At 70.3% G+C, this 14,320-nt stretch carries 13 protein-coding genes; 1 reads left to right on the forward strand and 12 read right to left on the reverse strand.

The window, feature by feature from the left end:
• Nucleotides 1-3 precede the first annotated feature (3 nt).
• The 4 genes from AB0H82_RS14470 to AB0H82_RS14485 form a co-directional block, all read right to left on the reverse strand.
• Entirely contained in the window at nt 4-480 is a 477-nt protein-coding gene (locus AB0H82_RS14470) for a GNAT family N-acetyltransferase (protein WP_362992402.1), read from the reverse strand.
• Nucleotides 477-1,418, reverse strand: coding sequence for an RluA family pseudouridine synthase (locus AB0H82_RS14475; RefSeq protein ID WP_362992404.1), 942 nt, complete (start codon nt 1,416-1,418; stop codon nt 477-479). Before AB0H82_RS14475 ends, AB0H82_RS14470 begins: the two co-directional genes overlap by 4 nt.
• Nucleotides 1,419-1,488: 70 nt before the next feature.
• Entirely contained in the window at nt 1,489-2,130 is a 642-nt protein-coding gene (gene lspA, locus AB0H82_RS14480; protein WP_362992406.1) for a signal peptidase II, read from the reverse strand.
• Nucleotides 2,131-2,208: 78 nt separating this feature from the next.
• Entirely contained in the window at nt 2,209-3,252 is a 1,044-nt protein-coding gene (locus AB0H82_RS14485; protein WP_362992408.1) for a TraR/DksA family transcriptional regulator, read from the reverse strand.
• A 594-nt stretch (nt 3,253-3,846) separates the two neighbouring features.
• Here AB0H82_RS14485 and ileS point away from each other — a divergent pair.
• Nucleotides 3,847-6,993, forward strand: a complete 3,147-nt coding sequence (ileS, locus tag AB0H82_RS14490) for an isoleucine--tRNA ligase (protein WP_362992410.1) — start codon at nt 3,847-3,849, stop codon at nt 6,991-6,993.
• Nucleotides 6,994-7,148: 155 nt separating this feature from the next.
• Here the strand turns inward: ileS and AB0H82_RS14495 are convergent, their stop codons facing one another.
• The 8 genes from AB0H82_RS14495 to murG all read right to left on the reverse strand — a co-directional run bounded on the left by AB0H82_RS14495 (nt 7,149) and on the right by murG (nt 14,316).
• Entirely contained in the window at nt 7,149-8,264 is a 1,116-nt protein-coding gene (locus AB0H82_RS14495) for a DivIVA domain-containing protein (RefSeq protein ID WP_362992412.1), read from the reverse strand.
• Nucleotides 8,265-8,322: 58 nt separating this feature from the next.
• Nucleotides 8,323-8,607, reverse strand: a complete 285-nt coding sequence (locus AB0H82_RS14500) for a YggT family protein (RefSeq protein WP_150166801.1) — start codon at nt 8,605-8,607, stop codon at nt 8,323-8,325.
• Nucleotides 8,608-8,687: 80 nt separating this feature from the next.
• The gene (gene sepF / locus AB0H82_RS14505) at nt 8,688-9,323 is read right to left on the reverse strand and encodes a cell division protein SepF (protein WP_362992414.1); all 636 of its coding nucleotides are present in this window, start codon (nt 9,321-9,323) and stop codon (nt 8,688-8,690) included.
• A gap of 124 nt (nt 9,324-9,447) precedes the next feature.
• Nucleotides 9,448-10,167: a YggS family pyridoxal phosphate-dependent enzyme gene (locus AB0H82_RS14510; protein ID WP_362992416.1), complete on the reverse strand. Its 720-nt coding sequence runs from the start codon at nt 10,165-10,167 to the stop codon at nt 9,448-9,450.
• A 6-nt stretch (nt 10,168-10,173) separates the two neighbouring features.
• Nucleotides 10,174-10,905 carry a peptidoglycan editing factor PgeF gene (gene pgeF, locus AB0H82_RS14515; RefSeq protein WP_362992418.1) on the reverse strand — a complete coding sequence of 244 codons (732 nt, stop codon included), beginning with the start codon at nt 10,903-10,905 and terminating at the stop codon, nt 10,174-10,176.
• Nucleotides 10,902-12,140 (reverse strand): cell division protein FtsZ, encoded by a 1,239-nt coding sequence (ftsZ, locus tag AB0H82_RS14520; protein ID WP_362992420.1) that lies wholly within the window; start codon nt 12,138-12,140, stop codon nt 10,902-10,904. The genes pgeF and ftsZ overlap by 4 nt, the downstream gene beginning before the upstream one ends.
• Nucleotides 12,141-12,415: 275 nt before the next feature.
• Complete coding sequence (locus AB0H82_RS14525) at nt 12,416-13,207, reverse strand: FtsQ-type POTRA domain-containing protein (protein WP_362992422.1); 792 nt, start codon at nt 13,205-13,207, stop codon at nt 12,416-12,418.
• A gap of 14 nt (nt 13,208-13,221) precedes the next feature.
• On the reverse strand, nt 13,222-14,316 hold the full coding sequence (gene murG, locus AB0H82_RS14530; protein ID WP_362992424.1) for an undecaprenyldiphospho-muramoylpentapeptide beta-N-acetylglucosaminyltransferase: 1,095 nt from the start codon (nt 14,314-14,316) through the stop codon (nt 13,222-13,224).
• Nucleotides 14,317-14,320: the final 4 nt, after the last annotated feature.

Here is a 14,320-nt window from a genome sequence, read left to right on the forward strand (position 1 = left end):
ACGCTACTCGCCCAGCGACTTGCGCATCGCGCGGTGCGGGATGCCCGCGTCGGGGAACTCAGGTCCGTACACCTCGTACCCGAGGCGTTCGTAGAAACCCAGGGCGTGCGTCTGCGCGTGCAGGTCCACCGCTGTCAGGCCACGCGCGCGTGCCGCGTCCTCGATGGCCGCGACCAGGGAGGCGCCCACGCCGAGCCCGCGCGCGGACCGCGTCACCGCGAGCCGGCCGAGCGCGCCCACTCCGGCCTCGCCGCCGTTCTTCGCCGCGGCGGCGGCACCGGTCAGGAGCCGACCCGTGCCCAGCGGAACGCCGTCCTCGCGCACGGCCAGGACGTGCACCGCGTCGGCGTCGTACGCGTCGTACTCAAGCTCCTCGGGGACCTGCTGCTCGGCCACGAAGACGTCCTTGCGGACCGCGAAGCAGGCCTCCAGGTCGTCCGTGTCCCGGGCGACCCGGACGGTCACGTCCGCTGCGGTCACGAGCTCTCCGCCCGCACTCGGTCGAGCGCCAGCTGGAGGTCGTCGGGATAACCGCTCTCGTACTCCACCCACTGGCCGTCGCCCGGGTGCTCGAAGCCGAGCCGGACCGCGTGCAGCCACTGGCGCGTGAGGCCGAGGCGCTTGCCGAGCGTGGGGTCCGCGCCGTACGTCAGGTCGCCCACGCAGGGGTGCCGGTGGGCCGACATGTGGACGCGGATCTGGTGCGTGCGGCCCGTCTCCAGCTTGATGTCGAGCAGGGAGGCCGCGCGGAACGCCTCGATGAGGTCGTAGTGCGTGACGGAGGGCTTGCCCTCGGCCGTGACGGCCCACTTGTAGTCGTGGTTCGGGTGGCGGCCGATGGGGGCGTCGATGGTGCCGCTCATCGGGTCGGGGTGGCCCTGCACCAGCGCGTTGTACCGCTTGTCGACCGTGCGCTCCTTGAACTGGCGCTTCAGCGACGTGTACGCACGCTCCGACTTGGCGACGACCATCAGCCCCGACGTGCCGACGTCCAGGCGGTGCACGATGCCCTGGCGCTCGGCGGCGCCGGAGGTGGAGATGCGGTAACCGGCCGCCGCGAGGCCGCCGATCACGGTCGTCCCCGTCCAGCCGGGGCTCGGGTGCGCGGCCACGCCGACCGGCTTGACGATCACGACGATGTCGTCGTCGTCATGCACGATCTCCATGCCTTCGACGGGCTCGGCGACGATCTGCACGGGAGCGGGTGCCTGCGGCATCTCCACTTCCAGCCAGGCGCCGCCGTGCACCCGCTCGGACTTGCCGACCACCGAGCCGTCGACCGAGACCTTCCCCGCCGCGGCGAGCTCGGCGGCCTTCGTACGGGAGAACCCGAACATGCGCGAGATGGCGGCGTCGACGCGCTCGCCCTCCAGGCCGTCCGGCACGGGCAGGGTACGGATCTCGGGAATCGTGCTCACCCATTGAGTATGCAGGAGCGCACCGACACTCCCGCACCACAGGGCACTCCGGGGGGGCTCCCGCCGGACCTCAGTCCTTGTGGACGGTGCCGTCCGGGTCGAGGCCGCGGAAGGACAGCAGCACGATCAGGATGCCGCCGCAGACGATCGCCGAGTCCGCGAGGTTGAAGACCGCGAAGCCCTTCGGGGCGATGAAGTCGACGACCGCGCCCTTGAAGACGCCGGGCGAGCGGAAGAGGCGGTCGGTGAGGTTGCCGAGCGCGCCGCCGAGCAGCAGGCCGAGCGCGATCGCCCACGGCAGGCTGTACAGCTTGCGGGCGAGCCGGGCGATCACCACGATGACCGCCGCGGCGATGCAGGTGAAGATCACGGTGAAGGCCTCGCCGAAGCCGAAGGCCGCGCCGGCGTTCCTGATGGCGGAGAGGCGCAGCCAGTCGCCGATCAGCTCGATCGAGTCGCGGTGCTCCAGCTTCGCCACCACGATCATCTTGCTGATCAGGTCCAGGGCGTACGCGACGACGGCCACCGAGAACAGCACGGCGATCTTGCGCTTGCCCCTGCCGCCGGTCCCGGCCTCGTCCCGCTGCCCGTCCCGGCCGCCCGCCGCCGTCTCCTCGGAAGTCTCCTCGGAGTCCGAACCGGACTGCGCCGACTCGTCCCCGGCCGCCTCAGGGATGTCCGGCGTACCGATGATGCGCTCCGCCTCTGCCACGTGAGTCCCTCAACCTAGGTACCTGACTGGGGACGAGGGTACGGCACACGCGTACGGTTCCCGGCGCCCAGGCCGCGCTCAGGAGCGCCGCTCCTGCTTCTGCTTGCACTCCACGCACAGCGTCGCGCGCGGGAAGGCCTGCATCCGCGCCTTGCCGATGGGATTGCCGCAGTTCTCGCAGAGGCCGTACGTCCCGGCGTCGAGGCGCTCCAGGGCGCGCTCGGTCTGCTCAAGCATCTCGCGCGCGTTGGCGGCCAGCGACATCTCGTGTTCCCGCGTGATGTTCTTCGTGCCGGTGTCCGCCTCGTCGTCGCCCGCACCGTCGCCGGAGTCCCGCATCAGCCCGGCGAGGGCGTCCTCGGAGGCCGCGATCTCGCTGCGCAGCCGCAGCGCTTCGCTCTGGAGCTCCGTGCGGGCGTCGGCGACCTCTTCCGGAGTCCAGGGGTCCTCGCCCGGCCGTACGGCGAGCTCGCCGGGCTCCGCCGCGGCGGCCCGCGCCTTCGGCACCGCCTGGGGCGCCGCCGTGGGCTGCTTCGCCGCTGTCGCCGTGCCCGGAGTCTTCTTCGCAACCACCGTCGTGGCTCCCGTCGTCTCCGCGGCCTCAGCCGCATCCTCGGCCGCGGACGCGGCCGTTCCGTTGTCCGTGCTCCGTCCGGCCGCACTCTTCTTGGCCGCGGTTTTCTTGGCCGCACTCTCCTTGGCGGTGCTTTCCGCGGCCGAGTGCTCCTTGGCAGCGCTCTCAGGACCCGCCTCGGCCCCCGCCTCCTGGGCCTCCTCGGCGGCGGTCTTCTTGACCGGGCCCGGCGCCTTTTTCGCCGGCGCCTTTTTCGCCGCCACCTTCTTCGCCGGAGCCTTCTTCGCAGGGGCTGCCTCATGCTCGGCAGCGGTGGCGTGCTCGCCCGCGGCCGCCCTCACCGGCTCCCCCATCACCGCCTTCTTCGCCACCGCCTTCTTCGCGGCGACCTTCTTGGCCACCGCCTTCTTGACGGCGGCCTTCTTCCCCGCCGCCTTCTTAGCCGCTGCCTTCTCCCCCCGCACCGTCCCTTCGGCGTCGGACGCCGCCCCCGCGTCGGTGGATCTGCCGGACGCCGACTGCTGTACGGCGGTCTTCTTCGCCACCATGGCCGCGGCCCCTTCACATATTGTGATCTTGCTCGCGAATCGTGCTGGGACGATAAATCGACTCCAGGCCCGCGGCAACGGGGCACGCCGCCCGATCCCCCCGCCCCACGGGTGCCGCGCGGCGAGTCTGCATGCGTTGTGCCCAACTCCCCGGCGGGTAATCCGCCGGTGGGCGCCCGCCCCGATCCGCCCGCCCCGCATGTCGCCATTCGGGTCAGTCGTCCCCTCCTCCCCCACCCGCCCCAGGGCTCCCGTAAAACCGGTCGGCCGCCCCTCACCGGGCGCCGTACACTGGGCGGCAGCGAGAAGCGTGGATGGGGACGAGTAGCGGCGTACGCAGCCATGAGCGACCCGGGGACGGTGTGAGCCCGGGGGCCGGCGCGACGTGAAGATCACCCCGGAGCCGCCGGAAGAAAGCCGAGGCGTACCGGCCGAGGCGAGTAGACCCGGTTTCGCGACCCCAATGAGAGGGCTCACCGGCACGGACCCCGTTCCGGAGGGCCAAGGAGGGTGGTACCGCGGGAGCGCGCCGCACCAGGCGCACACGGCTCTCGTCCCTCCGACGGAAGGCAGCACATCCGCCGGAGGACTTCGTTGAATACGCCGCCGCAGTACCGTCAGGTGCCCGCCCAGGTCGACCTGCCCGCCCTTGAGCACGCCGTGCTCGACTTCTGGCAAGAGCAGAAGATCTTCGCCAAGAGCCTCGAACAGTCCGAGGGCCGCCCCGAGTGGGTGTTCTACGAGGGCCCGCCGACCGCCAACGGCATGCCGGGCGCCCACCACATCGAGGCCCGCGTCTTCAAGGACGTCTTCCCCCGCTTCCGCACCATGCGGGGCTATCACGTGGCCCGCAAGGCCGGCTGGGACTGCCACGGCCTCCCGGTGGAGCTCGCCGTCGAGAAGGAGCTCGGGTTCAACGGCAAGAAGGACATCGAGGCGTACGGCATCGCCGAGTTCAACGCCAAGTGCCGCGAGTCCGTGACCCGGCACACCGACGCCTTCGCCGAGCTCACGACCCGCATGGGGTACTGGGTCGACCTCGACGACGCGTACCGCACGATGAACCCGGAGTACGTCGACTCGGTCTGGTGGTCCCTGAAGGAGATCTTCAACAAGGACCTCCTCGTCCAGGACCACCGGGTCGCCCCGTGGTGCCCCCGCTGCGGCACGGGCCTCTCCGACCACGAGCTGGCGCAGGGCTACGAGACGGTCGTCGACCCGTCCGTCTACGTCCGTTTCCCCCTCACCTCCGGTCCCCTCGCGGGCGAGGCCGCCCTCCTGGTCTGGACGACGACCCCCTGGACCCTCGTCTCCAACACCGCCGTCGCCGCGCACCCCGATGTCACGTACGTCGTCGCGACGAACGGTGAGGAGAAACTGGTCGTGGCCCAGCCGCTCGTCGAGAAGGCCCTCGGCGAGGGGTGGACGGTGACCGGCGAGACCTTCACCGGCGCCGAGATGGAGCGCTGGAACTACCAACGTCCGTTCGAGCTCGTGGAGTTCCCCGAGCCGGCGCACTACGTCGTCAACGCCGAGTACGTCACCACGGAGGACGGCACCGGCCTCGTCCACCAGTCCCCCGCCTTCGGTGAGGACGACCTCAAGGTCTGCCGGGCGTACGGTCTGCCGGTCGTGAACCCGGTCCGCCCGGACGGCACCTTCGAAGAGGACGTCCCCCTCGTAGGCGGCGTCTTCTTCAAGAAGGCGGACGAAAGCCTCACGAAGGACCTGGCCGACCGCGGCCTGCTCTTCAAGCACATCGCGTACGAGCACAGCTACCCGCACTGCTGGCGCTGCCACACGGCGCTGCTGTACTACGCACAGCCGTCCTGGTACATCCGCACCACGGCCATCAAGGACCGCCTCCTCCAGGAGAACGAGAAGACCAACTGGTTCCCGGACTCCGTCAAGCACGGCCGCTTCGGCGACTGGCTGACCAACAACGTCGACTGGGCGCTGTCCCGCAACCGCTACTGGGGCACCCCGCTGCCCATCTGGCGCTGCGAGGAGGACCACCTCACCTGCGTCGGCTCCCGCGCCGAGCTCTCCGACCTGACGGGCACCGACCAGTCCTCCCTGGACCCGCACCGCCCCTTCATCGACGCGATCACCTTCACGTGCCCCCAGGAGGGCTGCTCCAGCACGGCCACGCGCGTGCCGGAGGTCATCGACGCCTGGTACGACTCAGGCTCGATGCCGTTCGCGCAGTGGGGATACCCGTACAAGAACAAGGAGCTCTTCGAGAGCCGGTACCCCGCGCAGTTCATCTCCGAGGCCATCGACCAGACCCGCGGCTGGTTCTACACACTGATGGCCGTCGGCACCCTGGTCTTCGACAAGTCGTCGTACGAGAACGTGGTCTGCCTCGGCCACATCCTCGCCGAGGACGGCCGCAAGATGTCCAAGCACCTGGGCAACATCCTCCAGCCCATCCCGCTCATGGACCAGCACGGCGCCGACGCGGTCCGCTGGTTCATGGCGGCCGGCGGCTCCCCCTGGGCGGCCCGCCGCGTCGGCCACGGCACCATCCAGGAAGTCGTCCGCAAGACCCTCCTCACGTACTGGAACACGGTCGCCTTCCAGGCGCTCTACGCCCGTACGTCGAAATGGGCCCCCAGCGACGCCGACCCGGCGCCCGCCGACCGCCCGGTCCTGGACCGCTGGCTGCTCAGCGAGCTGCACGCGCTCACCGACCAGGTCACCCAGGCCCTGGAGAGCTACGACACCCAGCGCGCGGGCAAGCTCCTGTCCGTCTTCGTCGACAACCTCTCCAACTGGTACGTGCGCCGCTCCCGCCGCCGCTTCTGGCAGGGCGACAAGGCGGCCCTGCGCACCCTGCACGAGGTCGTCGAGACGGTCACGCGCCTGATGGCCCCGCTGACACCGTTCATCACGGAGCGTGTCTGGCAGGACCTGATCGTGCCGGTCACCCCCGACGCCCCGGAGTCCGTGCACCTCTCCTCCTGGCCGGAGGCGGACCTCTCCGCCATCGACCCGGAGCTGTCGCAGCAGATGGTGCTCGTACGCCGGCTCGTCGAGCTCGGCCGCGCCACGCGCGCGGAGTCGGGCGTCAAGACCCGTCAGCCGCTCTCCCGCGCGCTGATCGCGGCCACGGGCTTCGAGTCGCTCAACCCGGAGCTGCACACCCAGATCACCGAGGAGCTCAACGTCTCCTCGCTGGCGTCGCTCTCCGAAGTCGGCGGTTCGCTGGTCGACACCACGGCCAAGGCCAACTTCCGGGCGCTCGGCAAGCGGTTCGGCAAGGGCGTCCAGGCGGTCGCCAAGGCCGTCGCCGAGGCGGACGCGGCCGCGCTGTCGCTGGCCCTGCGCGAGGGCACGGCGTCGGTCGAGGTCGACGGCGAGACGGTGACGCTGGCCCCGGACGAGGTCATCATCACGGAGACCCCGCGCGAGGGCTGGTCGGTGGCGTCCGAGTCCGGCGCCACGGTCGCCCTGGACCTGGAGATCACCGAGGAGCTGCGCCGCGCCGGCCTGGCCCGTGACGCGATCCGGCTGATCCAGGAGGCCCGCAAGAACAGCGGCCTGGACGTCGCCGACCGGATCGCCCTGCGGTGGGCCTCCGCGGACCCGGCGGTGGAGACGGCCCTGTCCGAGCACGCCGAGCTCATCGCGGACGAGGTCCTCGCGACCGACTTCGCACAGGGTGAGGCGGACGACACGTTCGGACAGCCGTTCACGGATGACTCCCTGAAGCTGACGTTCCGCCTCCGCAAGGCGTAGCACCCCGGAAACCAGAAGGCCCGGTCCGCCAGAAGAATCTCTGGCGGACCGGGCCTTCTGCGTTGTCCACCCACGTACGGCAAAGGGCCGGGCCCCCGGAAAATCCGGGGGCCCGGCCCTGAACGCTGCCGACGCCTAAGGCGTGGTCATGCCCGTCAGTTGTCGTCCTCGTCGATGAGGAAGCCACGCATCGGCGACGGAGCCTGCTGCATCGGCTGCTGGCCCTGCGGCCGCACCGGCGCCATCGGCTGGGTCATCGCCGGGGACATCTGCTGCTGGCCGCCGTAGGACGGACCGCTGCCCGGCTGGTTGCCGCCCATCGACTGGTTGCCGCCGTACGACGGGGCACCCGCACCGGCCGGAGCCATCGACGGCGCCGGGGACGGCGGCAGCGAGGCGGTGGCCGGCGTGCGCGGCGGGGCCAGCGAGTCGTCGGCCTGGGTCTCCAGCTGGCGCAGCTGCGACTCCAGGTAGGACTTCAGACGCGTGCGGTACTCGCGCTCGAAGCCGCGCAGGTCCTCGACCTTGCGCTCCAGCGTGGCGCGAGCGGACTCCAGGGAGCCCATCGCGACGCGGTGCTTCTCCTGCGCGTCCCGCTCCAGGGCGTCGGCCTTGGCACGGGCGTCACGCTCAAGGCCCTCGGCGCGCGAGCGAGCCTCGCCGACGATCTTGTTGGCCTCGGAGCGGGCCTCCGCGATCGCCTGGTCGGCGGTCTGCTGCGCCAGGGAGAGCACCCGGGCGGCGCTGTCGCCACCGGGGCCCTGACCGGGCTGCGGCATCTGCGGACCGTGACCGCCCATGGGGCCACCCATGGGACCGCCCATCGGGCCCTGACCCATCGGTCCCGGACCCTGCGGACCGCCCTGCGGGCCGTGCCCCTGGCCGTGGCCGCTGGGGCCTGCGGGCAGCTGCGGCGCGCCACCGGGCAGCTGCGGCGGGCCGCCCATGGGGCCGCCCATCTGCTGCTGCTGATGCTGCTGCGGCGGCACCGGCTGCGGACCTGATATTGCGGCGGGCACGGGGGCGCCGGGACCGCGCTGGTCCTGCGGCCCGTCGGGGCCCTTGCGCATCCCGCCCTGCTGCTGGTTCTGCGCGGCGGCGCGGGTGGCCGCGGCGAGCTTGGCGCGCAGGTCCTCGTTCTCGCGGAGGAGTCGCGTCAGTTCGGCTTCGACCTCATCGAGGAAGGCATCGACCTCGTCCTCGTCATAGCCTTCTCGGAGGCGGACGGTCGTGAACTGTTTGTTCCGCACGTCCTCGGGGGTCAACGGCATCTCTTCACCTCAACGTAGTCGTCGGCATTCGGCAAGACCGTATTAGACATCGCACTCATCACAGCTGACTCACGATGTGGATCAGGATGTAGACGATGATCATCAGTACGAAGAAGGACAGGTCGAGCGCCACGCCCCCGAGACGCAGCGGCGGAATGAACCGCCGCAGGAGCTTGAGCGGTGGATCAGTGACAGTGTAGGTGGCCTCCAGAACGACCACCATCGGCTTGCCGGGTTGCCATGAGCGGGCGAACTGGAAGACGTAGTCCATGACGAGCCGGAAGATCAGCACGATGAGGAAGCACATCAGCGCGATGTAAAGCACCTGCACGACCACGCTCATGTTCGCGGTTCCCTCTCCCCTGTTACTCGTACTTCGTCGTTCCGGTACTGCGTCTACGGCAACTACTGCATCACTGCGTCTCAGCTCTGGTTGAAGAACCCGCCCTCTGCGATGCGAGCCTTGTCCTCCGCCGTTACATCGACGTTAGCAGGCGACAACAGGAACACCTTCTGCGTCACTCGTTCAATGCTGCCATGCAGGCCGAAGACCAAACCGGCCGCAAAGTCGACAAGTCGCTTCGCGTCCGTGTCGTCCATCTCGGTCAGATTCATGATCACCGGGGTGCCCTCACGGAAGTGTTCCCCGATGGTACGGGCCTCGTTGTAGGTCCGGGGGTGCAATGTGGTGATGCGGTAGGGCTCCCGCTCGGACACGACCTTGGGCATGATCACCGGTGCGTTCTTCTCCAGGCTCTGGCGTTCAGGTGTGATGGATGCCACGGGGGCGATTCGCGCCGGACGTCCGGATTCCGCGGATGGCGAAGCGGAATGGGCCGCCGGCTCGCGCGGGGCGGGCGGCTGCACCACTCGTACCGATTCGTCCCGTTGTGACTGATGGGACTGGTGCGACTGATGCGGTGGTTCGTGCCTCCTGCGGTCGCGCTCGGGCTCCGGCTCGGGTTCGAACTCGTCATCGGGGTCGAACCCCGGACCGTCGTACCCATCGTCCTCCACGAGGCCGAGGTAGACCGCCATCTTGCGCATCGCGCCGGCCATGCTCTGAGTCCTCCGCTCTGTGGTGGATCGGCTGTCGTCGTCAACTGCCCGCGATCCACGAGGTATCCCCGCCCAACAGCGAGAATGACCATATTTTCTGCTGTGGTCCGACTTCTTGGCGACGTTACCCGAGGCCGGGTCGGACTCCGAGTACCGCCGTACCGACGCGCACATGTGTCGCCCCGGCCGCCACAGCCTGTTCGAGGTCCGCACTCATCCCTGCCGACACCATGTTCGCAGCAGGATGAGCCGCGCGCATGAGGGTTGAGAATTCCATCAGCCGCTCGAACGCCGCCTGTTGCCGTCCGGCGTACGGACCGGTCAGCGGCGCTACGGTCATCAGACCATCGAGCCGCAGCCCCGGCGCCCCCGCCACGAGGTCGGCCAACTCTTCGATTCCACCGGGCCCCACGCCCCCTCGCTCGCCCCGGCCGTTCTCCTCGGCGTCGAGCGCGACCTGGATCAGGCAGCCGATCTCGCGCTCGGCGCGCACCGCGGCCGTCGAGAGAGCTGTGACGAGCTTGGGACGATCAACGGACTGCACCAGATCGGCATAACCGGTCACGGAACGGACTTTGTTGGTCTGCAGCTGACCGACGAAGTGCCATGTGAGGGGCAGGTCCGCGCTCTCGGCCGCCTTCGGCGCCGCGTCCTGGTCGCGGTTCTCCGCGACGTGCCGCACACCGAGTTCGGAGAGAATCCGCACATCGCTCGCCGGATAGGTCTTCGTGACCACGATCAGGGTCACTTCTTCCCGCTTGCGCCCGGCCGCCGCGCACGCCGCGGCGATGCGCTCCTCGACCTTCGCCAGATTTGCGGCGAGTTGAGACTTACGCTCCGTCATGCCCTATCAGTCCAGCCAGACATAGCCCGCGAGGCGGCCGGTGGTCCGGTCGCGGCGGTACGAGAAATGGTCACCGGATTCCAGGGTGCACACCGGCGGCTGCCCCCGGTCGCACACCCCCAGCCGCTCCAGTTGCGCGTGCACCCCGGCGGTCACGTCGACCGCCGGCGTACCCCAACTCGTCCCGGCGTACGCCGCGGGCTCGACGGCGGCGACATCGGCGCGCATCGCCTCCGGCACTTCGTAGCAACGCCCGCAGACGGCGGGGCCGGTGCGGGCGACGATGCGCCCGGGGTCCGCGCCGAGCTTCACCATGGCCTCGACGGTGGCGGGCACGACTCCCGCCACCATGCCGGGGCGGCCCGCGTGCGCCGCGGCCGCGACCCCGGCCACCGGATCGGCGAGCAGGACGGGCGTGCAGTCCGCGGTGAGGACGGCGAGGGCGAGGCCCCTGCGGGCGGTCACCACCGCGTCGACGGCCGGGATCTCGGCGTCGGACCCCCAGGGCCCTTCGACCACGGCGACGTCGCGGCCGTGCACCTGGTTCATCCAGACGACCAGGGCCGGGTCGAGGTCGAGGGACTTGGCGGCCAGCGCGCGGTTGGTGCGCACGGCCTCGGGGTCGTCGCCGACCGCGCCGCCGAGGTTGAGCTCTTCGTACGGAACGGCGCTCACCCCGCCCCACCTGTCGGTGAAGGCGAAGTGCGCGCCGCTCACGGTGCTGTGCTCGCTTATCACTTCAAGAAGTCCGGCACGTCCAGCTCTTCGGCCTGGCTGTCCTGGTAGGGACGGGCCGGCGGCACCTGCGGCGGGGCCGACGGCGCGGACGGGGCCTCGCTCACCGGGGCCGGCTCCGCGGGCTCCGGGGCCGAGGGCTCGTCGCGCGGGGTGACGCTGCCGAGGCTGCCGAAGGCCGGGCGGGACGATTCCGCAGGGCGGGACGTTGCGGAGGACGGGGCCGGCTCCTCGCGCTTGGGGGCTCCCGACGACGCCGAGCCGAGGACGTTGTCCCGCTTGGACGGTGGCTGTCCGCCGTCGAAGCCCGCCGCGATGACGGTGACCCTGACCTCGTCGCCGAGCGCGTCGTCGATGACCGCTCCGAAGATGATGTTCGCCTCGGGGTGTGCGGCCTCGCTGACCAGCTGGGCCGCTTCGTTGATCTCGAAGAGGCCGAGGTCCGAGCCGCCGGAGATGGAGAGCAGCACGCCGCGGGCGCCGTCGATGGACGCCTCAAGGAGCGGCGAGGAGATCGCCATCTCGGCGGCGGCCACCGCGCGGTCGTCGCCGCGGGCCGAGCCGATGCCCATGAGGGCCGAACCGGCCTCGGACATGACCGACTTGACGTCGGCGAAGTCGAGGTTGATCAGGCCGGGCGTGGTGATCAGGTCGGTGATGCCCTGGACACCGGAGAGCAGGACCTGGTCCGCCGACTTGAACGCGTCGAGGACGGAGACCTGGCGGTCCGAGATGGAGAGCAGCCGGTCGTTGGGGATGACGATGAGGGTGTCGACCTCTTCGCGCAGCTCCGCGATGCCGTCCTCGGCCTGGTTGGCGCGGCGGCGGCCCTCGAAGGTGAACGGCCGGGTGACCACGCCGATGGTGAGGGCGCCGAGCGAGCGCGCGATGTTGGCGACGACGGGTGCGCCGCCGGTGCCGGTGCCGCCGCCTTCGCCGGCGGTGACGAAGACCATGTCGGCCCCCTTGAGGACCTCCTCGATCTCCTCGCGGTGGTCCTCTGCGGCCTTGCGGCCGACGGCCGGGTTGGCGCCGGCGCCGAGGCCGCGGGTGAGTTCACGGCCGACGTCGAGCTTGACGTCGGCGTCGCTCATCAACAGGGCTTGCGCGTCGGTGTTGATGGCGATGAACTCGACGCCCTTGAGACCGACCTCGATCATCCGGTTGATGGCATTGACACCACCGCCGCCGACACCGATGACTTTGATGACTGCGAGGTAGTTCTGCGGTGCTGCCACGTCGAAGGCCTCTCGCCTCGAGTTACGTGTCGCCGTTTCGCATCGATGCGATGCGGCGACTGATGCCGAATGGGACGGTCCGAACGCCGACCCGAACCCTAACGCTGAAGTTTAGGGTTACCAGTGTGTCTGTTCCTTGGACTCTTCCGAACAGGACACTAAGTCGACAAGTGGCGCACGTTCAACGAACACGCCGAACCTCCCGTTTTTCTTTTCACCCTATGTGATCAGCCGTAGCGCTGCCGAACCAGGGTGCTGGCCTGCGACGATATGCGTCAACTCCCCGCTGACGCAGGGGCGGTGGGGACGCTCACATCGAAGTGCCGTGCCTTGGGAGCCGCTTTCATCAGCGCGACGAGGGTAGTGGCCTTGGCCCGGCCCTTCTCGCCACTGCCCCAGGCGACGGTGCGCCCGTCGGTCAACTCCAGCGAGATGGAGTCGTACGAGCGGACCTTAAGGTTCCGGGTGTCGCGGGCCACCGCTTCGGGCAGGTCACCGGCGACCCGCACCGCCTCGCGCAGCAGCCGGCCGGTGCCGAACCGGCGCAGGCTGGCCGCCCCGCTCTCCCGGTCCAGCGCCAGTTCGAGCTCCGGCACCCCCTTGGGCGCGCGCTCGACCGTGGCGAATCGCACTCCCTTGGCGTCCACTTCGACGAACTTTCCGCCCTTTTCGAGAACGAGCGCCGGCTTGCGTTCCGTCACTTTGAGTCCGATTCCGTGCGGCCAGGACCGGACGACGTCAACCGAGTCAATCCGGGGCAATTTTGAGCGCAGCCGCTCCTCGATGGCATCCGTGTCGACCGAAATCAGTGGTGTCCCGACGGGGGCGTCGGCCGCCTCCCGCACTTCTTCGGGCGTCAGGACGCCGGTTCCCGACGTCGTCACGCGCTCAAGGCGCAGCCACTGCGAGCCGTAGAGCGCCCAGAGCCCGCCGGCGCCGAGCAGCACGGCGAGCACCAGTACGACGATCAGAGTGCGCGAACGCGGGAGCCGGAGGCGGCGGACCCGCTGCGGGCGGGGCGGGCCGGACTTCTGCCGCTGCCGTTCGGCGGTGGTCGGTCCGGCCACGGTCCCCTGCCTTCTCACGCGTTGCGGCGTGACGCAATCGCCTCGTACACCATGCCGACGAGGAGGTCGTCGGCGTCCCTGCGGCCGAACTCCGAGGCCGCGCGGGACATCTCGTACAGCCGGTGCGGGTCGGCGAGCACGGGAAGCACGTTGCCCTGGACCCACTCGGGCGTCAGTTCCGCGTCGTCGACGAGGAGTCCGCCGCCCGCCTTGACCACCGGCTGGGCGTTGAGCCGCTGTTCGCCGTTGCCGATCGGCAGCGGCACGTACGCGGCGGGGAGCCCGACGGCGGAGAGTTCGGCCACGGTCATCGCGCCCGCGCGGCAGAGCATCATGTCGGCCGCGGCGTACGCGAGGTCCATCCGGTCCACGTACGGTACCGGGATGTACGGGGGCATCCCCGGCATCTGGTGCACCTGCGGCAATTCGTTCTTCGGGCCGACCGCGTGCAGGATCTGGATGCCCGCGCGCTGGAGCACCGGCGCGACCTGCTGGACGACCTCGTTGAGCCGCCGGGCGCCCTGCGAGCCGCCCGAGACGAGCAGGGTCGGCAGGTTCGGGTCGAGGCCGAAGGCGGCGCGCGCCTCCGGGCGGACCCGGGCCCGGTCGAGCGTCGCGATGGTGTGCCGCAACGGGATGCCGATGTAGCGGGAGTTGCGCAGCTTGCTGTCGGGGGTGGCGACGGCCACCCCGTGGGCGTACCGCGAACCGATCTTGTTGGCGAGGCCGGGGCGCGCGTTGGCCTCGTGCACGACGATCGGCGTCCCGGTCCGCTTGGCCGCGAGGTAGCCGGGCAGGGCGACGTAGCCGCCGAAGCCGACGACGCAGTCCGCCTTGGTGCGCTCCAGGATCTGCTCGGCCGCCTTGATGGTGCCGCGCAGCCGCCCCGGGACGGTGATCAGCTCAGGGGTGGGCTTGCGCGGCAGCGGGACGGCCGGGATCAGCGCGAGTTCGTAGCCCCGCTCGGGTACGAGCCGGGTTTCGAGTCCGCGCTCCGTGCCCAGGGCCGTGATGCCCACGGTCGGGTCCTGCCTCCGCAGGGCGTCCGCGAGGGCGAGCGCGGGCTCGATGTGGCCGGCGGTCCCCCCACCGGCGAGTACGACATGCACCGAA

Source organism: Streptomyces sp. NPDC050732 (assembly GCF_040654255.1).
GTDB lineage: Bacteria > Actinomycetota > Actinomycetes > Streptomycetales > Streptomycetaceae > Streptomyces.

What these genes read in the sequence shown, in the direction of transcription:
- AB0H82_RS14510 (WP_362992416.1), bottom strand. Translation starts at nt 10,167, where the DNA reads ATGACGGAGCGTAAGTCTCAACTCGCCGCAAATCTGGCGAAGGTCGAG.
- AB0H82_RS14485 (WP_362992408.1), bottom strand. Translation starts at nt 3,252, where the DNA reads ATGGTGGCGAAGAAGACCGCCGTACAGCAGTCGGCGTCCGGCAGATCC.
- AB0H82_RS14500 (WP_150166801.1), bottom strand. Translation starts at nt 8,607, where the DNA reads ATGAGCGTGGTCGTGCAGGTGCTTTACATCGCGCTGATGTGCTTCCTC.
- AB0H82_RS14495 (WP_362992412.1), bottom strand. Translation starts at nt 8,264, where the DNA reads ATGCCGTTGACCCCCGAGGACGTGCGGAACAAACAGTTCACGACCGTC.
- sepF (WP_362992414.1), bottom strand. Translation starts at nt 9,323, where the DNA reads ATGGCCGGCGCGATGCGCAAGATGGCGGTCTACCTCGGCCTCGTGGAG.